The organism is Bordetella avium, from assembly GCF_034424645.1.
GTDB lineage: Bacteria > Pseudomonadota > Gammaproteobacteria > Burkholderiales > Burkholderiaceae_B > Bordetella > Bordetella avium.
The window spans coordinates 2,823,389-2,849,095 of sequence record NZ_CP139969.1 but is presented as its reverse complement, the minus strand read 5'-3'; the positions used below and the strand labels follow the sequence as shown (position 1 = coordinate 2,849,095).

Sequence of the window (25,707 nt, the reverse complement as noted above, 5' to 3'; positions counted from 1 at the left end):
CTTACTTTCCCAACGCAGGAGGTGCACTATGCCCGATGCGTCAATGGCCGGTGTGTTTCGACAACTGGCCCAGGGAGTGCATCACAACCTCGCCGAGGGGCTGCGCTTATGCTCGGTCTACCTGGGTATCGCGGTTATCGTGACCGTCAGTATGGGGTTTGCTTTGCCTGGTTTGCGCGACCAGGCCTTGCAAGTGCACAAAGCCCTGTTGACCGCCCTCGCGCCAACGTCCTTGTCCGCCAGCCCCGATGCCGGGGGCGAGTCGGAAGGTTCCGCCGCCATGGTGTTGGTCGTGCCGAATGCACCGGCCAGCAATGCTACCGGTTTTTTGGGACCGCTACGCTCGGATCAATCGACGGCGTCCTCACAACGCAAATCCGTTGCGGGCACGACCAGCGGCCAGGTGGAGGCGTTGCGCAACTATATCTCGCGTAAATACAAGGTCGCCTATGACGCGACCGGCGTGCTGGTGAATACGGTTTACAAGGTCGGCCGCGACAAGCAGCTCGACCCTTTACTCTTGTTGGCGGTGATTGCCATCGAGTCCCGTTACAACCCCTTTGCCGAAAGTTCGGTCGGGGCGCAGGGTCTCATGCAGGTCATGACGCGCATTCACCAGGACAAGTTCGATGCCCTGCCTATCGGCAAGGTCAGCGCGCTGGACCCGGTAGCCAACATTCATGTGGGCGCCACCATCCTGAAGGATTGCATTGACCGGCGAGGGTCTGTCAATGGCGGGCTGGCTTGCTACGTCGGGGCAACCGGCCCGGATGATGGCGGTTATGGCGCCAAGGTGCAGGCCGAGCGCCGCCGCCTGGCGTTGGCTTCGGGCATCGCTTTGGCGCGCGACTGAGGTCCGGTGCTCAAGCGGTCGAGTAGTGGTACTCGACCGGAACTCCGACACCGCCATCCTTGCCGCTGACGGTCACCGAGACGATGCCGGCGGTTTCTTTCTGGGATGACGTGGCATGGAAGTTTCCTTGCGCATCAGCCTGGACCGTCATGTCGTCTCCCGATGGGAACAGCACAAAAACGCTCAGCCCGGGTTCGGTCTGGCCGCGTATGCTGAGTTTGCCGGCGGTGTCTGCCGTGGCGCTGCTGATGTGGGCGGTGGGAGGGTTGCGAGTATAGGTCTGCGTGGCGGCGCTGCCGACGCCGGCGGAGCGCCCGGTAGCGATGACCATGATTTCGCCTGAAGGCATGCTCTTGGATGTCGATACGGCTGTGTAGTTGCCCGAGGCATCGGCATTGACCGTGGTGGAGCTGCCGTCCGGGAATTGCACATAGACCTCGGCATTTGCCTGAGTGAGGCCGGAAACGGTCAGCTCGCCAAGCGTGGAGGGAATCACGCTGGTGATGGTGGCTTGCGGGGCTTCCGGCGTATAGGGCTTGAACACGGCGTCACCGACCGCGCCGTCGATGCCGCTGGCCGTGATCATGATGTCGCCGGACTGCAGCACCGCGCCAGGCGAGTGCAGGGTGTATCTGCCCTGGGCGTCGGCCGTGGTGTTGGCATCCGTGCCGTCGGGGAAATTCGCTTGTATGGCGGCGCCGGCCTCGCTGCTGCCCTGGATGGTAAGCCGGCCTACCAGGTCGGCAGAGACGGCATCCACGGTGGGTTCGCCGGGAGGCTGCTTGACGTAAGCGTAGGTGCTGGCCTCGCTGACGCCGCCATCTGGCAGGCTGGCGGTGACCAGGATGTCGCCTGAGGCATGTGGGCGCGTCGAACTCAGTATGAAGCTGCCGTCGGCCTCTGCCTTGCCGTTAACCTCTTCGTCGTCGGGGAATACCGCCCAGATGTCCGCGCCGGCCGCCGCCCGGCCGGAAACGCGCAGCAGACCATTGCGCAAGGTTTCGACGCGTTCGATGCGCGGAGCGGCCGTCATCTCGATCTGCGGGTTTGCTGTGTAAAAGCGGCTGACCTCCGGGCTGCTGTCTCCATGGACATTGCGCGCTTGGGCGCGCACGGTGCCGCTGGGCATGTCGGGACCCGAACGGGCTGTGTAGCGCCCACTGGCATCTGCTCGGACCCAGTTGCCTGAACCATCGGGAAACGTCAGCATGATCCGGGCGCCCGCTTCTGTTTGCCCGGAGACTTCGATTGCGCCGTTGGTCGGGTCGCCGCGCAATTGCGCGATGGACAGAGGCAGGGTGATGGCCTTGCGCCGGGTGTTCAAAACGATGCGGGACTCTCGCTCCACCCATTGATGTCGTCTGCTGGTCAGATTGAAGGGCTGAGACTCGCGGCGTAGCTGGCGTGATAGCGGTTCCTGCAAATTGATTCGCACATTCAGCTGTACCGAAGTCTGTTTCTGGCCATCCAGTGTGCGGGTCTGGTTCAGGCCGATATTGAACAGCGCCCCGGGCTGATAGGCCACGCCGTAGCGGAAACCGGAGGCATTGCGTTGCGCTCGGCCGCTATCGAAGACGTCGATGCCGGCGCCGTGCCATCGGAAATAGGCCGCTTGCAGACTCAGGCCGGCATCGCTGCTGAGTTGGCCGCCTAGGTCGTAGCCTGCAGCGGGCCGTTCTTCGCGGCGGCTATCGCGCCGGGCGCCTTTCCAGCCCGATAGCGGGGCGTAATAGTTGGCGTACAGGCTGTAATGCGGAGCAATGGCCTCCAGGCCGAGAGAGCCACGCACATGCTGTTTGCCAAACTCGTAGTCCAGGAAGGCATTGCTGCCGACGATCAGGCCAGGGCTGGCCTGCTGGCGCAGAACGATGCCGGTATTGGCTGTGGGCCTTTGGTTCTGGTTGTGCAGACCCGCTTGCAGCATCAGAGCGCGGCGCTCGCTCACCATCAGGTCATCGATGGTGCGCAAGCTGAAGGACAGGCGGCCGGGATCGAGGTCATAGCGCAGCCCGCCGTCGAGATGGCGCAGCCAGGGTAAGCCGGTTTGCCGCGAGGCTTGCAGGCCGGCGGCAACGCCGGCGTCCAGCGCGGACTGCGCCAGGCCGGGCGAGGTGTCCGGATGCTGGGCCCGCGTCCAGAGATTGCGGGCGACCTCGGATTCGATAGCGCTCCCGTAGGCGACGGGCGGAAGCAGGGTGGGGCAGAGCAGCAGGGTCAGTAGTCTCGCAGGGCTTGGCATGGAGCAATAGAGCAAAGGCGTTGGCAGTCCTGGACTGCGAGGCTCCTTACTCTATTGAGAGCACGCCTAACTGAATGTAAGCTGACTTCCTGGTGTGGTGTGGGTTTTTTCTTTTTTTACCCAATCACGAACGAAAATAAGATGATTAGAGGAGCTTTCCGATTCGCGCCACGGCTTCCTGCAGACGGTCAAGGCCGGTTGCATAGGAAAAACGCATGGTGGTGAGGCCGTGGGTCGGACCGAAGTCCACGCCGGGTACGGCGGCAACGCCCGCCTCGTGCAGCAGGCGTTTGGAGAACGTCAGGCTGTCCTGGCCCAATTGGCTGATGTCCGAGTAGATATAAAACGCGCCATCGGGCTTGACCGGCACCGGAATGCCCAGGCGCTCGAACTCGGGCAGCAGGTAGTCGCGGCGTTGGCGAAACGCATCGCGGCGCTGCGCGAAGATCTTCAAAGCGTCCGGGCTGAAGCAGGCCAGCGCGGCGTGTTGCGCCAGCGTGGGCGCGCAGATCTGCAGGCTGGCCGACATTTTTTCGAGGACGCCTATCATGGATTCCGGCACGATCATCCAGCCCAGGCGCCAGCCCGTCATATGGAAGTACTTTGAGAAGCTGTTGATGATGATGAGGTCATCGTCCAGGGTCAGAGCCGAGCGCGGCGCCTGTTCATACGACAGCTCCAGGTAGATCTCGTCCATGATGGTGTAACCCTGGCGCTCGCGCACGGCGGCCAGAAGCTCCTTGAGTTCCTCATGGCCGATGCTGGTGCCGGTCGGGTTGCTGGGCGAGGCGATCAGCACGCCTTGCGTAGACGGGCCCCAGTTATCCCGCACATCCTGTGCGCTCAGTTGGAAGCGCTTGGCCGCGTAGCTGGGCACCAGCTTGGGCCGGCCGCCCGCAGCCAGGATGAAATTGCTGTTGGCCGGATAAGAGGGGTCTGGCATGAGGACTTCGCTACCGGGGTTCACCAGGGCGGCGCAGGCCAGGGCGAGGGCGCCCGAAGCGCCTGCCGTCACGATGACGCGCTCGGGGTTGAAGCGCGCGCCAAATTCGGTGGCGTAGAACTCGGCGATGGCTTCGCGCAGCGGCATCAGGCCGCCTGGGGCGCAATAGCCGCTCAGGCCGGCGCGCGCGGCGCGTTCCAGCGCTTCCACGACCTGGGGCGGGGCGGTGAAGTCCGGCTCGCCGATGCCCAGGCTGATGATGTCGCGCCCGGCCGCGGCCATCGCTTGCGCTTCTTTAAAAAGTTCTACAACCTGGAATGTCAAAAAATCGTTGGTACGGGAGGCAAGGCGCGGCATGATAAGTCTCAAAGCGAAAGAGAGATTTTAGCCATGCAATCATCCCGACGCGCCTTTCTCCTGGGGCGCAGGCCCGAGCGAGCGCCCTGGGAGGCCTTTTGCGAGGGCCTGCGGGCCGTCATCGTGGGTGAATTGCGACAGCGGCGTCTGATCCTGGGGCATCCGCAGGATGTCTGGCGCGCGCGTGAGCTGGCTGCCCACTACGGCATCGTGCTAGGCCTATGGGGTTTGGCGGGGCCGCCGGAGGGGCTTTGGCTAGACCCTTGTGCGCTGCGGGCCTGGCGCGAGGAGGACGGGGCGCTGGTGGCGGCACCCGGTTGTCCGGTCGGCGAATTGGCCAGGGCCGGCTTGCCGCAATTCAGGCAGGCCGATCCGCAGCAAAGTGTGGCGGTCTGGCTGGCCAGCGCCACGGATTATGCGCGCCCCGCCGACAGCGGCCTGAATGCCGTTACGGTCATGTTTGCCGATGGCGTGGTGGAATCCCTTGGCCCTTTCGGGCTTGCCGGCAGCCAGCCTTTACGGTCGGGCACCACGCAGCGGCTGGTGCCCGCTCTGTTTCGGCTCGCTGCTGGCACGGATGCCGCCGGGCAGCGCTGGCCTGCCCGCTTTCGTCTGGATGCCTTGCGCCAGCCGGCCAATCTGGCTCAGGTGCTGCTGGGGCATGGGGGGGCGCTAGCCTGGGTGCAGGAGAGTCGCTGGCGGCCCGGTCTGCCCGCGGACAGCCCCTTAAGCCTCAGCGTCGAGGGCGAGCGGGTGGATCAGCAGGTCAAGGCTTTGTTTGATGCGCAGGGACGTTTCATCTGTGCTCAAGGCCACCCGAAACACCCGTCATGAGCGAGCGGCGGAGTAAGATATCGCCAGGCTGTCGTCCTACATGATGGGGCGGCTCTCTGTTTTTCTATTGACGTTTTTACACGATACGACCGCAACTATGGATGCCAATCTTCGCAAAGCCGCGCTGGAATATCACGAGCACGGCCGGCCCGGCAAAATCTCGGTCACGCCGACCAAGCAATTGACCAATCAGCGCGATCTGGCGCTGGCCTATTCGCCCGGCGTGGCGGCGGCCTGTGAAGAAATCGTCGACGATCCCGCCAACGCCTTTCGCTATACCGCGCGCGGCAATCTGGTGGGTGTGATCTCCAACGGCACGGCTGTGCTGGGTCTGGGCAATATCGGCGCGCTGGCCTCCAAGCCCGTGATGGAGGGCAAGGCCGTGCTGTTCAAGAAGTTCGCCGGCCTGGACGTGTTCGATATCGAAATCAACGAGACCGACCCTGACAAGCTGGTCGAGATCATCGCCGGCCTGGAGCCCACCTTCGGCGGCATCAACCTCGAAGACATCAAGGCGCCCGAGTGCTTCACGGTCGAGCGCAAGCTGCGCGAGCGCATGAAGATTCCCGTCTTCCATGACGATCAGCATGGCACCGCCATTACCGTCAGCGCCGCCTTCATCAACGGCCTGAAGGTCGTGGGCAAGGACATCAAGCAGGTCAAGGTCGTGACCTCGGGCGCCGGCGCGGCCGCGCTGGCCTGCCTGGACCTGATGGTGGACCTGGGCCTGCCGCTGGAAAACATCTGGGTGACCGATATCGAGGGTGTGGTTTACGAAGGCCGTGTCGCGCTGATGGACCCGGACAAGGCCCGTTTTGCGCAAAAAACCGACGCGCGCAAGCTGGCTGATGTCATCGCTGACGCGGATGTGTTCCTGGGCCTGTCGGCCGGCGGTGTACTCAAACCCGAAATGGTCGCCGCGATGGCGCCGCGCCCCCTGATTCTGGCCCTGGCCAATCCCACGCCGGAAATCCTGCCCGAAGTCGCAAATAGCGTGCGTGACGATATCGTCATGGCCACGGGCCGTTCGGACTATCCCAACCAGGTCAACAACGTCCTGTGTTTCCCCTACATCTTCCGCGGCGCGCTGGACGTCGGCGCCACCACGATCACGCGTGAGATGGAAAAGGCCGCGGTTTACGCCATCGCCAAGCTGGCCCAGGAAGAACAGAACGAAGTCGTGGCGGCCGCCTATGGCACTTACGATCTGTCTTTCGGTCCGAATTACCTGATTCCCAAGCCCTTTGATCCGCGCCTGATCGTGCGCATCGCGCCGGCCGTGGCCCGCGCGGCGATGGCCGAAGGCGTGGCCACCCGCCCGATTGCCGATCTGGACGCCTACGTCGAACAGTTGCAGCAATTCGTCTACCACTCCGGCGCTTTCATGAAACCCCTGTTCGCCATCGCCAAACAGGTCGTGCGTGACCAGGGCCGCGCGCGCATCGTGTTCACGGAAGGCGAAGATGAACGCGTGCTGCGTGCCGTGCAAGTCATCGTGGACGAAAAACTCGCCAAACCGATTCTGGTCGGCCGTCCGGCCGTGTTGGCCACGCGCATCGAGAAATTCGGCCTGCGCTTGCGTCTGGGCCAGGACGTCGAGGTCACCAATCCGGAGTACGACGAACGCTTCCATCAATACTGGACGACCTACTGGGAACTGATGTGCCGCCGTGGCATCACCAAGGAAATGGCGCGGGTCGAGATGCGCCGCCGCTCGACGCTGATTGGCGCGGTCATGGTGCGCCTGGGCGATGCGGATGGCATGGTTTGCGGCAGCGTGGGCGCCTACCACGACCATTTGCGTTTCATCGACGAGGTGATCGGCAAGAAGCCGGGCGCCAATATCTACGCCGCCATGAACATCCTGCTGCTCAATGAGCGCACGGTGGCGCTGGCCGATACGCACATCAATGACGATCCCACTGCCGAACAGATCGCCGAGATCACTCAGGCTGCCGCAGAAAAGATGCGCCGCCTGAATCTGGCGCCGAAAGTGGCGCTGCTGTCGCGTTCCAACTTTGGTTCCGGCAGTTCGGCATCGGGCAGCAAGATGCGCGCCGCGCTGGATATCCTGCGCGAACAGACCCCGGACCTTGAAGTCGATGGCGAAATGCACGGGGACTGCGCGCTGGACGAGGCCCTGCGCCTGCGCATTCTGCCCTCGTCCACGCTCAAGGGTGAGGCCAATCTGCTGGTCTGCCCCAACGTGGACTCCGGCAATATCGCCTACAACCTGCTCAAGACGGCCGCAGGCGGTAATGTGGCCGTCGGTCCCTTCCTGCTGGGCGCCAACGCCCCCGTCAATATCCTGACGTCCAGCTCGACCGTACGCCGCATCATCAACATGACTGCCCTGACCGTGGTCGATGCCAATCTCGCACTCTGACCCTGCCGGTCCACCGCGCTCCACGGGTCTGGTTCTGACCGGCGGCGGAGCGCGGGCGGCCTATCAGGTCGGGGTGTTGAGCGCGGTGATGGCCTTGCTCGATCCGCAGCGCCGGCCCAGCTTTCCCAATCCCTTTCCCATCATTTGCGGCACCTCGGCCGGCGCGGTCAACGCAGCGGCGCTGGCCTGCCGCGCTGACCGGCCGCATCTCGCGGTCAGACGCATGCGCCACCTCTGGTCATCCCTGCACATCAGCATGGTTTACCGGGCGGATGCGCCAGGGCTGATCCGCACCGGTGTCAGGTGGCTGGGCTTGCTGGCCCTGGGCTGGATGTTTGCCGGCCGCCGCCGTCCGCAGTCCTTGCTGGATAGTGAGCCCTTGGCCCGATTGCTGGAGCGTTCGCTGGATTTTCCGCGCATGCGCGACAATCTGCGCCGGGGGCAGCTATCCGCCCTGGCGATCACGGCCTCGGGCTACACCAGCGGCGAGCATCTGACTTTTTATCAGTCTGAGCGCGTGATCGAACCCTGGCGCCGTTCGCTGCGGCGCGCCGTGCCCTTGGATATCAGCACAGATCATGTCATGGCGTCGTCGGCCATTCCTTTCGTTTTTCCTGCCCGGGCGGTCACGGTGCATGGGCAGACGGAATGGTGCGGGGATGGGTCAATGCGCCAATTGGCCCCTATCAGCCCCGCCATCCATCTCGGCGCGCACCGCGTGCTGGTGGTGGGCACCAGTTTTCGCGATGAAACCCATCCGGAGAAACGTGCGGCCGAGCCGCCCTATCCGTCGCTAGCCCAGGTGGGCGGTCATGCCTTGGCCAGTATTTTTCTGGATGGTCTGTCTTCGGATCTGGAGCGCCTGGAAAACACCAACCGCCTCCTGGAGCATTGTGCACAGTCTGGCGGTCCACGCCCCGTGGAGGTGTTGGCCATCACGCCCAGCCAGTCGCTGGATCAGCTTGCCCTGGAACATTTGAGCGCGATGCCCGTCGAGGCGCGTACCCTTTTTCGCGTACTCGGTGTATCGTCCGTGCCGGGGCATGCAGGGGGTGGCTCGCTCATATCCTATTTGCTCTTCGAAAGTGCCTACACAGAACGATTGATAGAACTGGGTTATGCCGATACGATGCGGCGTAGTGAAGACGTATTGCAGTTTTTCCAGGAGGCCCAGGCATGACGCGCAACGGCCAGACCACGCTGATAAAACAATTGCGCCGCGGCGGCGCAATCGAGCACGACGATACGGACAAAGAGTCCATGGTCAATGCTGCCCACGAACTGGGCATGGCCCTGCTCGTGGCCGATTGCGATCGTGCGCGCAGCCGTTCGGCGGTGTTGCGCGCCATCGCCAAGGCAGTGGATTTTCCCGAGTTCTTCGGCGGCAATCTGGATGCCCTCTACGATTGCCTGTGCGACACCATCCTCGATAACAAGACGGGTGTCGTGCTTTGGCTGTATCGCCTGCATTCGGGTGATCCGGCGCTGGCAGACGATGCCGTCGCCATCGAGAACGCCTGCGCCGACGCGGCGCAGTTCGCCAGCGAGAACGGCCGGGTATTCTGCTATCTGGTCGAGCATGCCGGACGGCATCCCGATCCGGAGCCGGGTGTGGCGGCTACGCCTTACGGCGAGGTCTGAACTACCGTCTGAGGCCGCCTGGGGGATCAGTTCCAGCCCAGAAGGGCGGTGACGGAAGCGATAAGCGCCAGACCCGCCGTTTCGGTGCGCAGCACTCTGGAGCCCAGCCTGACCGAGGCCACGCCCGCCGCACGCGCGGCGGCGAGTTCTTCTTCCGACCAGCCGCCTTCCGGGCCGACCAACAGTGTCAGGGCTTCGGGGGCTGGCTGGCTTGCCAGCCAGCCGGGCAGGTCATCGGCCGCTTCCGGGTGGCACATCACCCTTGCCCCCTGGGCCGGCTGGGCCAGCCATTCCCGCAGGCTCGATGGGGCGCTGACCTGAGTCAGACGGTTGCGGCCGCATTGTTCGGCGGCGGCCTGGGCGATGCGGCGCCAATGCGACAGACGTTTTTCCAGGCGCGGACCGCTCAGTTGCAGGACACTGCGCTGCGCGGCGATAGGCGCGACGGCGGCGGCGCCCAGCTCCACGGCTTTTTCGATGATCCAATCCATTTTGTCGCCTGACGGGAGCCCCTGAGCCAGCGTGATGCGGCCGGGCAGTTCGGCTTCGCGCGCGACATGTTCCGCCAACTGCGCATAGCCCGTCTTGCCTTCGATTTCCAGCCGGGCCGGATACTCGCCGCCTCGCCCATCGAACAGCACAATGACGGCGCCGTCGCGCAGGCGCAGCACACGGATGGCGTGATGAGCCAGGGCTTCGGGTAGCGCGAGGCGCTGTCCGGCAGCTAGAGGGGTATCGCAGAAAAAACGGGGCAGACTCATGCTTGGTGGGCGATAAAAATTACGGGACGCATCAAAGGCCGCGCTCGGGGGAAGGCCGCATTTTGGCCTGAAGTGGGCGTCCGGCGCCAGCCGGACGAGCGGTTTTTAATCGCGTCGGATGGGGTTACCCCCAGATGGTAAAATGCTGAGCTTTCCACCATCTACCTCTGGCGCCTTGATATGAGGTGCCAATGCCTAAGAGCCTTCTTGCATGAGCACCTCGACTGCCCCCAAACCTGTCTTGGCAGATGCCATCCGTGTACTCGCGATGGACGCCGTACAAAAAGCGAATTCGGGGCATCCCGGCGCTCCGATGGGCATGGCTGAAATCGCCCAGGCGCTGTGGTTGAACAACCTCAGCCATAACCCGGCCGATCCGGCCTGGGCCAACCGCGACCGTTTCGTGTTGTCCAACGGTCATGGTTCCATGCTGATCTACGCGCTGCTGCACCTGACCGGCTACGACCTCTCGCTGGACGAGTTGAAGAACTTCCGCCAGTTGCACTCCAAGACGCCGGGGCACCCCGAAGTGGGCATCACCCCGGGTGTCGAGACCACCACGGGGCCGCTGGGCCAGGGGCTGGCCAACGCCGTGGGCATGGCCCTGGCAGAGTCGCTGCTGGCTGCCGAATTCAATCGCCCGGGCCACCAGATCGTCGATCATCACACCTATGTGTTCATGGGCGACGGCTGCCTGATGGAAGGTATCTCGCACGAGGCCTGCTCGCTGGCCGGCACACTCAAGCTGTCCAAGCTGATCGCGCTTTACGACGATAACGGCATTTCCATCGACGGCCACGTCGAGCATTGGTTCGGCGATGACACCGCCAAGCGTTTCGAGGCCTATGGCTGGAACGTGATCCGTGGCGTGGACGGCCATGATGTGGCCGCCGTCGATGCCGCCATCAAGGCCGCTCGCGCCCAATCGGAAAAGCCCACGCTCATCATCTGCCGTACCGTCATCGGCAAGGGGGCGCCCACGATGGCTGGCACGCATAATGTGCACGGCGCGCCGCTGGGCAACGAGGAAATCGCCGGTGCTCGCGCCGCCATGGGCTGGAGCGCCACGCCCTTCGAGGTGCCGCAGGATGTGCGCCAGGCCTGGGATTCCCGCGATGCCGGCGCCGCAGCGCAGCGCGCCTGGCAACAGGTCTTTGATGCTTATGCTCAGGCTTTCCCGGCCGAAGCCGCCGAATTCACCCGTCGCATGAAGGGCGAGCTGCCTGCCGACTTTGCCGAGAAGGCGCAGGCTTTCGTTGCGGCCACCGTCGCCAAGGGCGAAACGGTCGCCACCCGCAAGGCCTCGCAATTCGCCATCACTGAACTGGCTGGTCTTTTGCCTGAGCTGCTGGGCGGTTCGGCGGATCTGACCGGTTCGAACTTCACCGACTGGAAGGGGGTGACTGCTGTGCGCGCTGCCGAGCAAGGCGGTGTGAACTTCGGCCGCCATATCAATTACGGTGTGCGTGAATTCGGCATGGCCGCCATCATGAACGGCATCGCCCTGCATGGCGGCTATCTGCCTTTCGGCGGCACCTTCCTGACCTTCTCCGATTACTCGCGCAACGCTATTCGCATGGCCGCGCTGATGAAGCAGCGCGTGGTGCATGTGTTCACTCACGACTCCATCGGCCTGGGCGAAGACGGTCCGACCCACCAATCGATTGAACACGCCGCCAGCCTGCGTCTGATTCCCAATCTGTCGGTCTGGCGTCCTTGCGACACGGTGGAAACCGCCGTGGCCTGGAATTTGGCGGTAAGCCGTCCGGCCAGCATCGGCATGGATGTCCATGATGGGGGCCCGACCGCGCTCTTGCTGTCGCGTCAGAATCTGCCCTTTGTGCCGCGTGATGAAGCGACCTTGAAGGCAGTTGAAAAGGGCGGTTACGTCCTGCGTGATGCGCCCGAAGCGCGCGCCGCCATCTTGGCGACCGGTTCCGAAGTCGCGATTGCGCTGGCTGCCCAAGAGGCCCTGGCGCAGGAGGGCATCGCGGTGCGGGTGGTTTCCATGCCCAGCACCGATGTGTTCGATCGTCAGGATGCGGAATGGAAGCGTGCCGTGCTGCCTCCTGGCATGCCGCGCGTGGCCATCGAGGCCGGCGTGACCGCTTTCTGGCACAAATATGTAGGTCTTGACGGCGTGGTGCTCGGCATCGACCGCTATGGCGAGTCGGCCCCGGCAGGCACGTTGTTCAAGTTCTTCGGCCTGACCTCCGAGAAGGTGGCCGAGGCCGTCAAGCAGGTTTTGTAAAAAAGGAGCTTTCGTCATGACTATTCGCGTCGCTATCAACGGCTATGGCCGTATCGGCCGCAACATCCTGCGCGCCCATTACGAAAACGGCAAAAAACACGACATCGAGATCGTGGCCATCAATGATCTGGGCGATCCCAAGACCAATGCGCACCTGACGCGCTTTGACACCGCCCACGGCAAGTTCCCCGGCACCGTCGAAGTTGACGGCGAGTACATGGTCGTCAACGGCGACAAGATCCGCGTGCTGGCCAACCGCAACCCGGCCCAGCTTCCCTGGGGCGAGCTTAAGGTTGACGTGGTGCTGGAGTGCACCGGCTTTTTCACCTCCAAGGAAAAGGCCAGCGCCCACCTGCAAGGCGGCGCCAAGAAAGTCATCATCTCGGCCCCGGGCGGCAAGGACGTGGACGCCACCGTCGTGTTCGGCGTGAACCAGGACGTGTTGCGTGCCGAGCACACCGTCATCTCGAATGCTTCTTGCACCACTAACTGCCTGGCCCCGCTGGTCAAGCCGCTCAATGACAAGCTGGGTGTCGAGACCGGCCTGATGACGACGGTGCATGCCTACACCAACGACCAGGTCCTGACCGACGTCTACCACGAAGACCTGCGTCGCGCCCGTTCGGCCACCATGAGCATGATCCCGACCAAGACCGGCGCCGCTGCCGCAGTCGGCCTGGTGCTGCCCGAACTCAATGGCAAGCTGGACGGTTACGCCATCCGCGTCCCGACCATCAACGTGTCCATCGTCGATCTGACCTTCATCGCCAAGCGCGACACGACGGTCGAAGAGGTCAACGGCATTCTGAAGGCCGCCGCCGATGGCGAGCTGAAGAACATCCTGACCTACAACACCGAACCGCTGGTCTCGATCGACTTCAACCACAACCCGGCTTCGAGCAACTTTGACGCCACCCTGACCAAGGTGTCGGGCAAGCTGGTCAAAGTCTCGTCGTGGTACGACAACGAGTGGGGCTTCTCCAACCGCATGCTCGACACCACTGTCGCGCTGATGAACGCCAAGTAAGTTGCCATGCGCACGGAGCCTTTCGCGAGGCTCCGGCTTGGACAACAGGCCGGGCCCCAGGTGCCGGCCTTTTTCTTGTCCACGCAGACCTATAGAACAAGGAAGACAATATGTCCAAAGTGAATACGCTGTCGGCTCTCGCCAAGGAAGGCAAGCTGGCTGGCAAGCGGGTTTTCATCCGCGCCGATCTGAATGTTCCCTTCGATGAGGCCGGCCGCATCAGCGAAGACACCCGTATCCGCGCCTCCGTGCCGGGCATTCGCATGGCGCTGGACGCCGGCGCTGCGGTGATGGTCACCTCGCATCTCGGACGTCCCAAGGAAGGCGTGCTGACCGAAGAAGACTCGCTGGTCCGCGTAGCTCAGCGCCTGTCCGAACTGCTCGGTCTGCCCGTGCCGCTGGTGCAGAACTGGGTTGACGGCGTGAAGGTGGATGCGGGCAGCGTGGTGCTGCTGGAAAACTGCCGCGTCAATCCGGGCGAGAAAAAAGACGACGAGACGCTGTCACGCAAGATGGCCGCGCTGTGCGACGTTTATGTGAATGACGCCTTTGGCACTGCGCATCGCGCGGAGGCCACCACGCATGGCATCGCGCGTTTCGCGCCCATCGCCTGCGCCGGTCCGCTGCTCGAAGCCGAGCTGGACGCGCTGGGTCGTGCGCTGCACGACCCCAAGCGTCCGCTGGTGGCCATTGTCGGCGGCTCCAAGGTCTCGACCAAGCTGTCCATTCTGCAGGCGCTGGCCGGTAAGGTGGATCAGTTGGTGGTGGGCGGCGGTATCGCCAATACCTTTATGCTGGCCGCGGGCCTGCCCATTGGCAAGTCGCTGGCCGAACCCGATCAGATCGCCGAGGCGCGCGCCGTCATCGATATGATGGCCCGCCGCGGCGCGGCCGTGCCTATTCCGACCGATGTGGTGTGCGCCAAGTCTTTTGGCGCCGATGCCGAGGCCACCGTCAAGGCGGCTGCCGAGGTGGCGGATGACGACATGATTCTGGATATCGGCCCGCAAACGGCCCAAACGCTGGCTGCTATTTTGGCCCAGGCAGGCACCATCGTCTGGAATGGTCCGGTGGGGGTGTTCGAATTTGATCAGTTCGCCCATGGCACACAGGTGATCGCCCGGGCGATTGCCGACTCGGAAGGCTTTTCCATCGCGGGCGGCGGCGATACGCTGGCCGCCATCGCCAAGTACAAGATTGGCGACAAGGTTGGCTATATCTCTACCGGCGGCGGCGCCTTCCTGGAGTTTCTGGAAGGCAAGTCCTTGCCCGCTGTGGCGGTGCTGCAAGAGCGCGCGGCCTGACGTTTTACGGCTGCGGGTATGATCGGGGCCTGGACCGCGTGAGCGGCCAGGCCCCGGTTTCTTGTGGTTTATTTCATTTCTGACCCTGTCGATGAATCTGAAACGCTTGTTCGGACCTGGGCTGCGCAAATGGCGCGGTGTCAGCGCAGCGTCGGCGCGGCGCGATGCGCTGGCTGGCCTGAGCGTCGCCGCCGTGGCGCTGCCCGTAGGCCTGGCCTATGCCACCATGATGGGCTTGCCTGCCGCCAGCGGCCTGTGGGCGGCGATTGCCGGCATGCTGGGCTACGCGCTCTTCGGCGCCTCGCGCACCCTGGTCGTCGGCCCGGATACCGCCACCTGCACCTTGATCGCCGCGACGCTGACCGGCCTGTCTATCGTTGATCCGCAGGCACGTCTGGCGGCCGCAGCCGGCATGGCCGTAGTGGTGGGGCTGGGTTGCTTGCTGGCTCGCGTGTTCCGCCTGGGCGTCTTGGCCAATCTGTTGTCGCGGCCTGTGCTGGTGGGTTATATGGCGGGCGTGTCCGTCACGCTGGCCTGGTCGCAGTTGGCCATCCTGACCGGCGCGGGGCCGCATTCTTCCGACTTGCTGCGCCCCTTTGATGCCGTGACCCGGCTCGTCACGGGCGCCCATCCCGCCACCTTGGTCTTGGGTTTGATCTGCTGTGCCGCGCTTGCCGCGCAGCGCATCTGGCGGCCTCGCTGGCCGGGGGCCGTTGTGTTGGTCGCCGCAAGCTGCGTTCTGTCGTGGGCCCTGAACTTTCCCGGCCTGGGTATTGCCGTCGTCGGCGAGATTCCGGCCGGCCTGCCCAGCTTCCAACTACCCGAGGACTTCCGCAATGTGCCCGGCTTTCTGCTGGGCGCGGGCGGCGTGCTGTTGGTGAGTTTTTCCAGCGGCATCGTCACGGCGCGCAGCTTTGCCACGGTCAGCGGTGAAGAGGTCGAGCCGAATCGCGAGTTGGTGGGCTTTGGCGCCGCGAATCTGGCCGCCGGGCTGTTTCAGGGTTTTGTCGTGACGGGCGCCGATTCGCGCACGGCCGTCAGCCTGTCTTCGGGAGCGACGTCGCCGCTCGCCAGCATTGTTGCCGCCCTGACGTTGGGGGTGATTGTGAGTGTGGCGACTGGCTTGCTGTACTGGCTGCCGCAGCCGGTGCTGGCCGCGATCCTGCTCTTCGCAGCCATGCATCTGTTTCAGTGGGGGGCGTTTGTGCAACTGGCGCGTGTGTCACGCGCAGAACTGGGCTTTGCGGTGCTGGCGGCGGTTGGCGTGGTGTTTTTCGGGGTGCTGGGCGGTGTGGTCACGGCTGTGACCGCGACGCTGATGTATGTCATGTACGTGACGGCCAATCCGCGCGACGCTTTGCTGGGCAGGCTGCCGGGCGATCATGCGCTGTGCAAGCTGCATCTCAATCCCAGCGCAGCCGCCGCCGTGCGCGCGATGTCGTGGCGCTGGCGGGCAATGCCAAATGGTTTGTTCTGGATGCCGAGGCCATGACTCACGCCGACGCCGATGCGGTCGAGGCTCTGTTCACGCTCAAGCGCGAACTCGATGCGCGCGACACCGTGATGATGATTGCAGGCGGCCATGGCCTGTTCCGCACCGCGATGGAGCGCTCCGGCCTGATCGAGGCGGTCGGGCCGGAGCAGGTTTTCATCAGCGCTGAACACGCGGTGGCGTCGATCGAGCAGCGCAGGGCTCAGTCGACGATGTGATAGCCGCCGTCGATGTAAAGGGTCTGGCCGGTCATGCGGCGCGCCGCATCGGTGGCCAACCATGCCGTGGCCTCGCCGACATCGTCGATGTCGACCAGGCTGCGGATGGGCGCTTTTTCCTGGGCTTTGTAAAGGAGGTCGTCAAAGCCGGCGATGCCCGAGGCGGCGCGGGTCTTGAGCGGGCCGGGTGAAATGGCGTGCACCCGTATGCCTTGCGGGCCCAGCTCGGCGGCCAGATAGCGGGTGGCGGATTCCAGCGCGGCCTTCACCGGCCCCATCATGTTGTAGTTTTCGACCACCATCTGCGAGCCGTAATAACTCATGCAGAACAGGGTGCCGCCCTGTGGCATCAGCGGCTCGGCCAGGTGCGCCATACGGATGAATGACCAGCAGGACACATCCATGGCCGTTAGAAAACCCTCGCGGGAGCAATCGACAACACGTCCTTGCAGATCGTCGCGTGGCGCGTAGGCAATCGAGTGCAGCACGAAATCCAGGCTGCCCCAGGTCTGTGTGACGCGCTCGAACACCGATTCGAGTTCGCCTGCGCGCATCAGATCCAGCGGCATGAGCAAGGACGCCTCGATCTGCCGCGCCAGCGGCTCGACATGCACATGCGCTTTGTCGTTGAGATAGGTGAGCGCTAGCTCCGCGCCCATGGCGCGGAAGGCCTTGGCGCATCCCCAGGCGATGGAGTGCTCGTTGGCGATGCCCGTGACAAGGCCGCGCTTGCCGGCCAGAGGCAGGTGGTTCATAGTGACCTCACCAGATCCAGCGTGTGTTGGGCGATGATCAGCTCTTCGTTGGTGCGCACCACATAGACGCCGATCTTGCTGTCTTCGGTGCTGATGCGCGGGCCGTTGTGCGCATTGCGTTCGGGGTCAATGCGCACGCCCAGCCACTCCCAGTGGCGGGCGATGCGCGCCCGCATCGTGGGGGAGTTTTCGCCGATGCCTGCGGTGAAGATGATGGCGTCGATGCCGTTCATGGCACAGCCCAGGCCGGCCATGCCTTCGGCCACCCGCCATGCGAAATAATCCAGCGCCATACGGGCAGCCGGCGCCTCGCTGGCTTCCAGTTCGCGCAGGTCATTGCTGATGCCCGACATACCCTTCAAGCCACAGTCGTGGTAGAGAAAATGCTGTATCTCGTCATGGCTCATGCCTCGCTCCATCAGCCAGAGCACGATGCCGGGGTCCAGGCGGCCGGGGCGGGTGCCCATGGGCAGGCCTTCGAGCGCCGTGAATCCCATCGTGCTGTCAACGCTCTTGCCATTGGCGATGGCGCAGGCCGACACGCCCGAGCCCAGGTGGGCGGCGACAATCTTGCCGTCGGCGATCTCGGGCAACGCGCGTTTGACGCGCTGGGCGACATATTCGTAAGAAAGACCATGAAAGCCATAGCGGCGCACGCCTTCCTGGTAGAGCGAATCGGGCAGGGCATAGCGGTCGGCCAGCGCAGAATGACTGCGGTGAAAGGCGGTATCGAAGCAGGCCACCTGCGGCAAGTCGGGACGGCGCTGGCGGATCACCTGTATGGGCGCCAGGTTGTTTGCCTGATGCAGCGGCGCCAGCGGGCTGAGCGCCTGCAATTGTTCGATCACGGCCTCATCGACCAGTACCGGCGCATCCAGATCGGGACCGCCGTGCACCACGCGGTGGCCCACGGCCAGCGGCGAGCCCGTCAGGTGGCCGTTGAGCCATGTGCCGACCACTTCTTGAGCATCATGCACATCGGCGGCATGGCGCGGCGAGATGTCGCGCTCGGTCAAGGCCTGGCCCTGCGCGCCGCGCACCCGCAGGCGCGGGCGCTGCGTGCCGATGCCTTCGAGCTGTCCACCCAGCAGCGGCAGCAAGGCCTCGCCGATACCGTAGAGATAGAACTTGATGCTCGAACTGCCGGCGTTGATGACGAGAATGCTGTCGTCGTGTGGCTTCATTGGACGGACACCTTGCGGCTCAGATGATGGGCGTAGATCATGGCGACCGCGCAAGAGGCCAGGCGCGATCGGGCGCTATCCGCGCGGCTGGTCAGGATAATGGGTACGCGTGCGCCCAGCACGATGCCGGCGGCATCGGCCCCTGCCAGAAAGCTAAGGTTTTTCGCCAGCATATTGCCCGCCTCCAGGTCGGGCACGACCAGAACCTGGGCGCGTCCAGCCACCGGCGAGACGATGCCCTTGACCTGGGCGGCCTGCGGGCTGATGGCGTTATCCAGGGCCAGTGGGCCGTCCAGCACGCCGCCCACGATCTGGCCCCGGTCGGCCATCTTGCACAGCGCCGCCGCCTCTATCGTGCCGGGCAGCGAGGTCATGATCTGCTCGACCGCCGACAGGATGGCCACGCGCGGCGTGCCCAACCCCAGGCCCAGATGCAGTTCGATGGCATTGCGGATGATGTCGGCCTTGGTGTCGAGGTCGGGGGCGATATTGATGGCCGCATCGGTGATGAACAGCGGCTCGGGGTAAGTGGGCACATCCATGATGAACACATGGCTGATGCGGCGGCCGGTACGCAGCCCGGTGTCGCGGGCGACCACCTCATGCATCAGCTCGTCGGTGTGCAGGCTGCCCTTCATGAGCAGGGTGGCCTGGCCGCAACGCACGCGCTCGACAGCCACCGCTGCCGAGGCGTGGCTGTGCGGCGTATCGACAATTTCAATCGAGGTGAGATCCAGGCTGCAGCGCTCGGCGACTTCGCGGATCTTGCGCCGAGGGCCAATCAGGATGGGCTCCAGCAAGCCCAGGCGTGCGGCCTCCAGGGCGGAGCTCAGCGAGGTCTCGTCGCAGGGATGCGCAATGGCGCAGACCGCGGGCGGCAGCTGGCGCGCGTGCGCGATCAGACGTTCGTAGTGCGGTACATGGTTTGCAGTCATGGTTTTCATCCCTTGAACAATCAGCCTCGTTTGCGGATGCCGGCGGATTGGGGGGTGGCCGGTTTAGCGGCGGTCCGGGGTTTGGCCTTGGTCGCCGTGCCGTCAGCGGGTCTGGCGCGGGGTGGGGCTTTGGCGACCGGGGCCGAGGTGTTGCCTGCGGTATTCCTGGCAGCGGCCTTTTGGGTGGATGTCTTGGAGGCCGCCGCCTTTTTGGCGCTTGCGGCCTTCACGGCAGCTTTTGCGCCAGGCCTGGTTGCGGGGCTTTTCGGTCTGTCGGCCAGCCGGCTGCTTTGTCCTTGCTCTGACAGGTGCAGACCCGCCGCGAGCAGGGCGGCGCGGCCGACTTCCGTGTTGCCGAGAGAATCGAGCAGGGGCAGGCGCTCGACGGGTTGCGCGCTGGCTGCTTCATGCTTGCGGGCCCGCCGTTCGGCCGAGTCGAACAGACGCTCCATTTCTGCAACCATGGCCTGGGCACGGGGCGACAGGGGTTTGGCGGCTTCGACAATGTGCCGGGTGACCGCCAGCGTCAGGCGGATGAGGTCGGCAGGCACGCCCTCGAGCAGCTTGGGGATGGCGCGCAAGCTTGCCGGGCCATCCAGACGCATGAGCAGGGCCTGGTCGCGCACCGTGTCCTTGAAGTCTTGCAGTGCGATATTGGTTTCGATATCGCTGCGCAACTGCCGGATCATGGCGTAGCTGCGCTCATCCAGCCCGCCGCCCGCGTTCGACACCGCCAGCAGCATGCGGATGGCGGCTTCGCGCACGCCCCCTTGCGAAATCCGTGCGCGCAGTTCGTCGTGGCGCAGATGCACGAAGTCCCGGTGTTCGGGCGATACCCCCGGATGTTTGCGCGGCGCGCCGGGGCGTGCGCCCAGGCCGGCCCAATCCTGCACCAGCAGAGAGCCGTAAATATTCATGAAACTGCGCTCGATGGCGGCATCGCGCAATTCGGTATAGATTTCCAGGCCGGCGACGATGGCTTGCGACATCATTTGCTGTGCTAGCAGGAAAGGGTTGTCGGGGGCCACCGGTTGACGGTTTGCACGCACCTCTTGCGCCAGCTGCGCGACCGGCGCCACAAAGGGGTTGCGGTCCGAAATCAGCTCATAGGGCAGGCGCAGCGGGTGCATGCGTTGCGCCCACTCCGCCGATTGCGGCGTGACGGCTGCCTGCACCCAGGGCCGCACAAAGCTGCGGTACAGCCCCAGATTGATATCCGAAATGCGCGCCACGGCGGCGAAACGCCTGTCATCTTCTTCGATGCGGTCCACGATGGCCCGCACGTCGTCCAGCGTGCGCTGGGGGAAGGACAGGACGTAATCGCCGTGAGCCAGGTCGGCATTGACGGTATCGGGCGTTTTGTCCTTAATTTCGGTCTGATAAATGCCGGGGGGCAACACATCGATCATGTCGATGTTGCTGGTGAATTCCTGGTGTTCTTTGCGCGCCACGCTACCCGACACGAAAATGCCGAGGTGGCCGATGCTTTCGTGGATGGCATAGACAATGGTCTGACCGTGGGCGATGACCTCGCTATCGTTTTGATAGAGATCCGTGATCCAGCCCAGCGCCTGCGGCGGCGGCGTGATGTTGTCGCCTTTTGAGCAGAATACGATGATGGGTGAGCGGATATTGCGCAGGTCGATGCGGATGCCGTCTGAGGTGACCAGGCCGGCCGTGGCCAGGCGATTACCCACGAATAGGTTGTCGACGATATATTGGATTTCAGACGCATTCAGAAAAACGTGGCCGCCCCACCATTTTTCGAATTCCAGATAGCGCGGCGCTTCGGTATCGACCTTGGAGTACAGGTTGTATTGCTTGCTCCAGAGGGTGTTGGCCGGATTGAGATTTTCGAAATTCTGCACCAGCCAGGCGCCATCGAATTTACCGTTGCCGAGATCGGCGGCGTATTCGGTCAGCCAGGAGCCCCCCAGCATGCCGCCGGAGTAGCGCATGGGGTTTTTGCCGCGCCAGCCGGCCCAATATGACAGGGGCGCCCCCGCCACGATGATGGGACCGAACAGTTCGGGCCGCATGGCGGCCGTCATCATGATCTGCCAGCCTGCCTGGCAATTGCCGACCACGACAGGTTTGCCCTCGGCATTGGGATGACGGGCGATGATTTCTTCGAGAAAGCGCGCCTCGGCGCGCATCACGTCTTCGACCGTCTGGGTTGGCGTGGGCTGGGGCAAGAAGGAGGCGAAATAACAAGGGTGGCCGGCTTTCACCGCCACGCCGATCTCGCTTTCGGGTTTGAAACCGCCGATGCCGGGGCCGTGGCCGGCGCGGGGGTCAACCACCAGAAAAGGGCGTTTTTCAGGGTCCGCCGGGGTGTCGGCGGGCGGCACGATGCGCAGCAGCATGTAATTGACGGGGCGTTCCAGTTCGCGGCCGTCGAGCAGCACCTCGCTGTCCATCGCCAGGACATTCGGCTCGCACTTGGCCATGTGCACCAGGTACTGGTTGCCGCGCTGGCGCATCACGTCGGTATAGAGGATGCTGCGCTGCCATGCATCGACCGAATAGTTGTACGCAGCCTGCCACAACGCCGGGCCAGGCAGAGCCTGAAAGGCGGATGGGTCGGGCTGAAAAAGGGAGGTGAACAGGGCGGGTATGCTATCCGCGGATGTTTCTGTGGTCTTGCGGGGTTTGCCCGAGTCTGCCATGGAGGTCTCCTGCTTGATCGGCGTGTAGCCTGGCCCCCCGGGGAGTGGGGATAGGGTCCATTACACCGCAAGAAATGGTGCGTCGCAACAATGACTCGGACTGAAGGCGGCCTGTCCGCCTCCTCGTCCTATGCCGTTCAGGCGCGCGCGCTGGCGTTGTGGCGCAGCCATCGCTGCACAGAGGGCCGCTGCCATTGCTGTTCGGCGTAGTCGGCTAGCCAGGCCGGGAGTTCGCTAGGCGTCAGACGTCTCAGCATTAGCGCCAGCTCGGTGTCGGCGATACACCAGTTGGCGAACAGCGTTGGCTGCGCCGGTTTGAGCAGCCGTTCGGCCACCCGCAGCAGCTTGGCGCTGGCCGGCAGCGCGGCTTCGCTCAGGGGCCTGGCGATTTTCGCGTGAAAGACGTGTTCCGTCGGGCGCTCCTGGCGCAAGGCGAGCAGGTCGCTGCGCAGCCAGGCCTGCAATTGGCGCGCACGAGCACGCTCCTGCCGGTCAAGGGGATAGAGCGCGGAGAATTGCGGCGCCGGAAAGCTCTCTTCGAGGTATTCGGCAATGGCGCTGGACTCGGTGAGATGAAAGCCTTCGTGACAGAGCGCCGGCACACGACAGGTCGGCGCGCGCTGCTGGAAGGGCGCCATGTATTGCTCGTGGGCGCCCAAGTCCACCAGGCGAAGCTCAAAGGGCAAGCCTTTTTCGCTCAAGGCGACATGCGATGACATCGCATAGGGGCTCAGGAAATCGGCGTCAACGTAAAGCGTCAGATTCAACACAGGTCTCCGGCAGCGCGGGGTGAGACGATCAGAGTAGCGCATGCGCCGATTGCGGTCACGGCGCCTGTGGCGCACAGACCTCAGTCGGCGCGCAAGGCTTCACGCAGCCCGTTTTTTCTGCCAGAACTGGGCGACGCCCGTGGCTTCCTGCAAGGCATAGCCTTCATAGCCCATCTTGCGATAGAGCGCACGTGCGGCTTCATTGCCTTCCAGCACTTCCAGCGTGATCTTGCAGCAGTTCAGCTCACGCGCCAGATCGTCCAGCGCACGGAGCAGTTGCTGGGCGACGCCCTGGCCGCGAAAGCGCGCCGACACCATGAAATCATGCAGATTCAGTAGCGGTTTACAGGCAAAGGTCGAAAAACCCTCGAAGGTGATGGCCAGTCCGGCGGCTTGGTCGCCGGACCAGGCCAGCAGGGCGCGCGCGGTGGGGCGGCGGGCCAGCTCTGCAATGAGATTTTCCTGCGTCCAGGCCGGCAGCGGTTCGCCGCCGCCCATAGGTTCGCTGGCATATTCATTCAGCAGGTTCAGGATGGCCTGGGCGTGGGCCGGATTGTGAAAATCGGCAAGGGTAATCGTGATCACGGTTGACTCAGAGAGCGTTTGAAGTAACAGGGTGATTATGCCGTGTCGGAGGATGTTGTCTGCGCGATTGATAATTCCGGCTATAAGCCCTATCTTGTGATGATCGTCCGGTTGTGCGGGATCCGCACGGCCGCCCATTTGTCATGCAAAAAAGAGCCGGAAGATGGAGTTCAAGGACTACTACAAGATATTGGGCGTGGAGAGTTCCGCCACCGAAGACGACATTCGCAGCGCCTATCGCAAGCTGGCGCGCAAGTATCACCCGGACGTCAGCAAGGAAAGCGATGCTGAGACCCGCATGCGCGAGGTCAATGAGGCCTACGACGTGCTGCGCGACAAGGAAAAACGTCAGGCCTATGACAACCTGGCTGCCGGGGTCTCTCCCGGTGGCGGCTTCCAACCGCCTCCCGGATGGGATCAGGGTTTCGAGTTTCATTATGGTCCGGGCGGTGGGGACGATGATGGCTTTAGCGACTTTTTCTCCTCCCTCTTCGGCGGCCAGCAACGCCGCCGCGCGCAGCAGGAAAATTTTCGAGCGCGTGGCGAAGACCAGCATGCGGCGATCGAGGTCGATGTCGAAGACGCCTTGCATGGCGCCACCCGCGAAATCAGCCTGCGCTCCATGCAGCCCAACGCTCAGGGACAGCCTGAAATCAAGTCACGCACGCTCAGCGTGAAGATCCCCGCCGGTGTGCGCGAAGGGCAGTTCATCCGTCTGGCAGGCCAGGGCCAGCCCGGCTATGGCGGGGCGGAGCCCGGCGATCTCTATCTGGAGGTGCGCTTCCGGCCGCATGACCGCTATCGCGTGGACGGACGCGATCTTCATATGGATCTGCCCGTCGCGCCCTGGGAGGCCGCCCTGGGCGCCACCGTGAAAGTGCCCACCCCCGGCGGTACGCTGGAAGTCTCGGTTCCGCCTGGCTCCAAGGCCGGCCGCAAGCTGCGTTTGCGTGGCCGGGGCATTCCGGGCGATCCGCCGGGCGATTTGTATCTCGTGCTGGATCTGGTGTTGCCTCCGGCAGATACGGAGGCTGCTAGGCAGGCCTATAAAACGCTCGCTGAACAATTGCCGTTCAATCCGCGCAGCCATTTTGGGGTATGAAGATGAAGTCTGTCACCATTACGCAAACCACCATCGTCTGCCCGGCCGATCCCCTGACCGCCGATGACCTGGCGCGAGCCTGCGAGGCTGAGCTGGAATGGGTTCGCCGCCTGGTCGAGGTCGGTATCGTCGCCGCCCACGGCGAGCATCCTGCAGCTTGGCGTTTCGAAAGCACCGATCTGCGCCGCGCCATGGATGCGCGGCGTCTGGAACGCGATTTTGGCGCCGGCCTGGATGCGGCGGCCCTCATCCTCGATCTGAGCCAGGAAATCCGCCGCCTCAAGGGCCAGTTGCGCGCGCTCGGACTCAATGGCTGAGCGTCTGTCAGCGATCCTTACAATACGGGTTTTGCATCACGGCAAAACCCATGAAAGCGCATACTGTTTCGTCCTTGCCTGACGCGGGTAGCGGGCTTAAAGCCTGTTTGCCCGTCATGATCGGTTATTTCCCGGTGGCGGTGGCCTTTGGCATTGCCGCGACCGGGGTGGGCCTGGCTCCCTACCAGAGCCTCCTCATTTCCATGCTGGTCTATACCGGAGCCAGCCAGTTTCTGTTGCTGGCCTCGATCAAGTCGGGCACGCCCTGGCTCTGGGTCGTGGCCTTGTGCTCGCTGCTCAATGCGCGGCATCTGCTTTACGGTCCGATTCTTTCGCGGTTTCTCCCTGAGTCGCTGCGCACTCGTCTGCGTCTGGCGTTTTTGCTGACCGACGAGGTCTTCGCAACGGCCTTGCAGCAATTGGCTGAGGTGCCGCCCGAGCGTCACGCGCGTTGGATGACGGCGCTGGGCCTGGGGGCCTGGCTGACCTGGATAGGCGGCACAGCGGTGGGCGTCTATGCCGGCGACAGCCTGGAGCAACACTATCCGATGCTGTCCCAGGTCATGCGTTTTGCGTTGCCTGCGCTGTTTCTGGCCCTGGTGTGTCAGAGCTTGACGCGCGGCCTGTTGCTGCCGCTGGCGGCAGCTTTTGCGGTCAGCGCCCTGCTGACGGCATCAGGACAGGGCACATTGGGGATTTTATTGGGCGCCGTGGCGGGCAGCCTCTGTTATCGCAGGGAGCGAGTATGACCAGCGGTCTGGATTTCTGGGTGGCCGTGTTGGCAATGGCCGCCGTTACCTATTTGTCGCGTGGCCTGCCCTTCATGTTGCCGCCGCGCCACCGTCTGCTGCGCAAGCTTGCACAGGAAGACTCTGCGCTGTCAGCGCTGGGGCCGGTGCTGTTGGCGGCGATTGCCGCCGCCGTCATCGTGCCCGACCTCTGGGGCGAACAGCGCGTCGCACAGATCGCGCCTTATCTGGCCGGCATGGCCGTGACCGCCCTGGCGGCCCGCCTGTCTGGCAACAGCGGCCTGGCGGTGATCGCCGGGCTGCTGGCTTATGGCGGCGGGCTGCTGCTGTGCTGA

The 25,707-nt window shown here is 63.9% G+C and carries 23 protein-coding genes; 14 read left to right on the top strand and 9 right to left on the bottom strand.

What is annotated here, in order from left to right; translation table 11 throughout:
* Positions 1-28 precede the first annotated feature (28 nt).
* The gene (locus U0029_RS13145) at positions 29-853 is read left to right on the top strand and encodes a lytic transglycosylase domain-containing protein (protein WP_012416547.1); all 825 of its coding nucleotides are present in this window, start codon (positions 29-31) and stop codon (positions 851-853) included.
* Between the two features lie 10 nt (positions 854-863).
* On the opposite strand, the gene U0029_RS13140 is transcribed toward U0029_RS13145, so the two are convergent.
* Positions 864-3,092: an inverse autotransporter beta domain-containing protein gene (locus U0029_RS13140; RefSeq protein WP_114852370.1), complete on the bottom strand. Its 2,229-nt coding sequence runs from the start codon at positions 3,090-3,092 to the stop codon at positions 864-866.
* Positions 3,093-3,237: 145 nt separating this feature from the next.
* A complete protein-coding gene (locus U0029_RS13135) occupies positions 3,238-4,392 on the bottom strand; it encodes a pyridoxal phosphate-dependent aminotransferase (RefSeq protein ID WP_114852369.1) in 1,155 nt (384 codons plus the stop codon).
* Between the two features lie 33 nt (positions 4,393-4,425).
* Here U0029_RS13135 and U0029_RS13130 point away from each other — a divergent pair, with 33 nt between their 5' ends.
* The 4 genes from U0029_RS13130 to U0029_RS13115 all read left to right on the top strand — a co-directional run bounded on the left by U0029_RS13130 (position 4,426) and on the right by U0029_RS13115 (position 9,253).
* Positions 4,426-5,226 carry a hypothetical protein gene (locus tag U0029_RS13130; RefSeq protein WP_114852368.1) on the top strand — a complete coding sequence of 267 codons (801 nt, stop codon included), beginning with the start codon at positions 4,426-4,428 and terminating at the stop codon, positions 5,224-5,226.
* Positions 5,227-5,323: 97 nt separating this feature from the next.
* On the top strand, positions 5,324-7,612 hold the full coding sequence (locus U0029_RS13125) for an NADP-dependent malic enzyme (protein ID WP_115600720.1): 2,289 nt from the start codon (positions 5,324-5,326) through the stop codon (positions 7,610-7,612).
* Positions 7,593-8,792 carry a patatin-like phospholipase family protein gene (locus U0029_RS13120; RefSeq protein ID WP_162790389.1) on the top strand — a complete coding sequence of 400 codons (1,200 nt, stop codon included), beginning with the start codon at positions 7,593-7,595 and terminating at the stop codon, positions 8,790-8,792. Before U0029_RS13125 ends, U0029_RS13120 begins: the two co-directional genes overlap by 20 nt.
* Positions 8,789-9,253 carry a barstar family protein gene (locus U0029_RS13115; protein ID WP_012416553.1) on the top strand — a complete coding sequence of 155 codons (465 nt, stop codon included), beginning with the start codon at positions 8,789-8,791 and terminating at the stop codon, positions 9,251-9,253. The genes U0029_RS13120 and U0029_RS13115 overlap by 4 nt, the downstream gene beginning before the upstream one ends.
* 26 nt (positions 9,254-9,279) lie before the next feature.
* Here the strand turns inward: U0029_RS13115 and U0029_RS13110 are convergent, their stop codons facing one another.
* Positions 9,280-10,014, bottom strand: a complete 735-nt coding sequence (locus U0029_RS13110; protein ID WP_012416554.1) for a 16S rRNA (uracil(1498)-N(3))-methyltransferase — start codon at positions 10,012-10,014, stop codon at positions 9,280-9,282.
* Between the two features lie 211 nt (positions 10,015-10,225).
* On the opposite strand from U0029_RS13110, the gene tkt reads away from it, so the two are divergent.
* The 5 genes from tkt to U0029_RS13085 all read left to right on the top strand — a co-directional run bounded on the left by tkt (position 10,226) and on the right by U0029_RS13085 (position 16,306).
* Complete coding sequence (gene tkt, locus U0029_RS13105) at positions 10,226-12,265, top strand: transketolase (RefSeq protein WP_012416555.1); 2,040 nt, start codon at positions 10,226-10,228, stop codon at positions 12,263-12,265.
* A 16-nt stretch (positions 12,266-12,281) separates the two neighbouring features.
* The gene (gap, locus tag U0029_RS13100; RefSeq protein WP_012416556.1) at positions 12,282-13,292 is read left to right on the top strand and encodes a type I glyceraldehyde-3-phosphate dehydrogenase; all 1,011 of its coding nucleotides are present in this window, start codon (positions 12,282-12,284) and stop codon (positions 13,290-13,292) included.
* Positions 13,293-13,402: 110 nt separating this feature from the next.
* Complete coding sequence (locus U0029_RS13095; RefSeq protein ID WP_114852666.1) at positions 13,403-14,596, top strand: phosphoglycerate kinase; 1,194 nt, start codon at positions 13,403-13,405, stop codon at positions 14,594-14,596.
* A gap of 91 nt (positions 14,597-14,687) precedes the next feature.
* Positions 14,688-16,088: a SulP family inorganic anion transporter gene (locus U0029_RS13090; RefSeq protein ID WP_305954674.1), complete on the top strand. Its 1,401-nt coding sequence runs from the start codon at positions 14,688-14,690 to the stop codon at positions 16,086-16,088.
* A complete protein-coding gene (locus tag U0029_RS13085) occupies positions 16,085-16,306 on the top strand; it encodes a hypothetical protein (RefSeq protein WP_305954673.1) in 222 nt (73 codons plus the stop codon). The genes U0029_RS13090 and U0029_RS13085 overlap by 4 nt, the downstream gene beginning before the upstream one ends.
* Here U0029_RS13085 and fabI read toward each other — a convergent pair.
* The 6 genes from fabI to U0029_RS13055 form a co-directional block, all read right to left on the bottom strand.
* Positions 16,291-17,061, bottom strand: coding sequence for an enoyl-ACP reductase FabI (gene fabI / locus U0029_RS13080; RefSeq protein ID WP_012416559.1), 771 nt, complete (start codon positions 17,059-17,061; stop codon positions 16,291-16,293). The genes U0029_RS13085 and fabI overlap by 16 nt on opposite strands.
* On the bottom strand, positions 17,058-18,245 hold the full coding sequence (locus U0029_RS13075) for an acetate/propionate family kinase (RefSeq protein WP_012416560.1): 1,188 nt from the start codon (positions 18,243-18,245) through the stop codon (positions 17,058-17,060). Before U0029_RS13075 ends, fabI begins: the two co-directional genes overlap by 4 nt.
* Positions 18,242-19,180, bottom strand: coding sequence for a phosphate acetyltransferase (locus U0029_RS13070; RefSeq protein WP_012416561.1), 939 nt, complete (start codon positions 19,178-19,180; stop codon positions 18,242-18,244). Before U0029_RS13070 ends, U0029_RS13075 begins: the two co-directional genes overlap by 4 nt.
* Positions 19,181-19,200: 20 nt before the next feature.
* A complete protein-coding gene (locus U0029_RS13065) occupies positions 19,201-21,849 on the bottom strand; it encodes a DUF3141 domain-containing protein (protein ID WP_162790390.1) in 2,649 nt (882 codons plus the stop codon).
* 137 nt (positions 21,850-21,986) lie between these two features.
* Entirely contained in the window at positions 21,987-22,661 is a 675-nt protein-coding gene (gene yfcF / locus U0029_RS13060) for a glutathione transferase (RefSeq protein WP_012416562.1), read from the bottom strand.
* A gap of 57 nt (positions 22,662-22,718) precedes the next feature.
* Entirely contained in the window at positions 22,719-23,204 is a 486-nt protein-coding gene (locus U0029_RS13055) for a GNAT family N-acetyltransferase (protein ID WP_039051488.1), read from the bottom strand.
* Positions 23,205-23,367: 163 nt separating this feature from the next.
* Here U0029_RS13055 and U0029_RS13050 point away from each other — a divergent pair, with 163 nt between their 5' ends.
* The 4 genes from U0029_RS13050 to U0029_RS13035 are packed head-to-tail and all read left to right on the top strand — an operon-like array spanning position 23,368 to position 25,707.
* A complete protein-coding gene (locus tag U0029_RS13050; protein ID WP_114852668.1) occupies positions 23,368-24,306 on the top strand; it encodes a DnaJ C-terminal domain-containing protein in 939 nt (312 codons plus the stop codon).
* A 2-nt stretch (positions 24,307-24,308) separates the two neighbouring features.
* Positions 24,309-24,623, top strand: coding sequence for a chaperone modulator CbpM (locus U0029_RS13045; RefSeq protein WP_012416565.1), 315 nt, complete (start codon positions 24,309-24,311; stop codon positions 24,621-24,623).
* A gap of 50 nt (positions 24,624-24,673) precedes the next feature.
* Complete coding sequence (locus U0029_RS13040; RefSeq protein WP_114852669.1) at positions 24,674-25,372, top strand: AzlC family ABC transporter permease; 699 nt, start codon at positions 24,674-24,676, stop codon at positions 25,370-25,372.
* Positions 25,369-25,707, top strand: coding sequence for an AzlD domain-containing protein (locus tag U0029_RS13035; protein WP_114852670.1), 339 nt, complete (start codon positions 25,369-25,371; stop codon positions 25,705-25,707). Before U0029_RS13040 ends, U0029_RS13035 begins: the two co-directional genes overlap by 4 nt.

Excerpts from the sequence above, each read along its gene's own strand:
- U0029_RS13145 (WP_012416547.1), top strand. The coding sequence starts at position 29 with ATGCCCGATGCGTCAATGGCCGGTGTGTTTCGACAACTGGCCCAGGGA.
- U0029_RS13140 (WP_114852370.1), bottom strand. The coding sequence starts at position 3,092 with ATGCCAAGCCCTGCGAGACTACTGACCCTGCTGCTCTGCCCCACCCTG.
- U0029_RS13135 (WP_114852369.1), bottom strand. The coding sequence starts at position 4,392 with ATGCCGCGCCTTGCCTCCCGTACCAACGATTTTTTGACATTCCAGGTT.
- U0029_RS13130 (WP_114852368.1), top strand. The coding sequence starts at position 4,426 with ATGCAATCATCCCGACGCGCCTTTCTCCTGGGGCGCAGGCCCGAGCGA.
- U0029_RS13125 (WP_115600720.1), top strand. The coding sequence starts at position 5,324 with ATGGATGCCAATCTTCGCAAAGCCGCGCTGGAATATCACGAGCACGGC.
- U0029_RS13120 (WP_162790389.1), top strand. The coding sequence starts at position 7,593 with ATGCCAATCTCGCACTCTGACCCTGCCGGTCCACCGCGCTCCACGGGT.
- U0029_RS13115 (WP_012416553.1), top strand. The coding sequence starts at position 8,789 with ATGACGCGCAACGGCCAGACCACGCTGATAAAACAATTGCGCCGCGGC.
- U0029_RS13110 (WP_012416554.1), bottom strand. The coding sequence starts at position 10,014 with ATGAGTCTGCCCCGTTTTTTCTGCGATACCCCTCTAGCTGCCGGACAG.
- tkt (WP_012416555.1), top strand. The coding sequence starts at position 10,226 with ATGAGCACCTCGACTGCCCCCAAACCTGTCTTGGCAGATGCCATCCGT.
- gap (WP_012416556.1), top strand. The coding sequence starts at position 12,282 with ATGACTATTCGCGTCGCTATCAACGGCTATGGCCGTATCGGCCGCAAC.
- U0029_RS13095 (WP_114852666.1), top strand. The coding sequence starts at position 13,403 with ATGTCCAAAGTGAATACGCTGTCGGCTCTCGCCAAGGAAGGCAAGCTG.
- U0029_RS13090 (WP_305954674.1), top strand. The coding sequence starts at position 14,688 with ATGAATCTGAAACGCTTGTTCGGACCTGGGCTGCGCAAATGGCGCGGT.
- U0029_RS13085 (WP_305954673.1), top strand. The coding sequence starts at position 16,085 with ATGACTCACGCCGACGCCGATGCGGTCGAGGCTCTGTTCACGCTCAAG.
- fabI (WP_012416559.1), bottom strand. The coding sequence starts at position 17,061 with ATGAACCACCTGCCTCTGGCCGGCAAGCGCGGCCTTGTCACGGGCATC.
- U0029_RS13075 (WP_012416560.1), bottom strand. The coding sequence starts at position 18,245 with ATGAAGCCACACGACGACAGCATTCTCGTCATCAACGCCGGCAGTTCG.
- U0029_RS13070 (WP_012416561.1), bottom strand. The coding sequence starts at position 19,180 with ATGACTGCAAACCATGTACCGCACTACGAACGTCTGATCGCGCACGCG.
- U0029_RS13065 (WP_162790390.1), bottom strand. The coding sequence starts at position 21,849 with ATGGCAGACTCGGGCAAACCCCGCAAGACCACAGAAACATCCGCGGAT.
- yfcF (WP_012416562.1), bottom strand. The coding sequence starts at position 22,661 with ATGCGCTACTCTGATCGTCTCACCCCGCGCTGCCGGAGACCTGTGTTG.
- U0029_RS13050 (WP_114852668.1), top strand. The coding sequence starts at position 23,368 with ATGGAGTTCAAGGACTACTACAAGATATTGGGCGTGGAGAGTTCCGCC.
- U0029_RS13045 (WP_012416565.1), top strand. The coding sequence starts at position 24,309 with ATGAAGTCTGTCACCATTACGCAAACCACCATCGTCTGCCCGGCCGAT.
- U0029_RS13040 (WP_114852669.1), top strand. The coding sequence starts at position 24,674 with ATGAAAGCGCATACTGTTTCGTCCTTGCCTGACGCGGGTAGCGGGCTT.
- U0029_RS13035 (WP_114852670.1), top strand. The coding sequence starts at position 25,369 with ATGACCAGCGGTCTGGATTTCTGGGTGGCCGTGTTGGCAATGGCCGCC.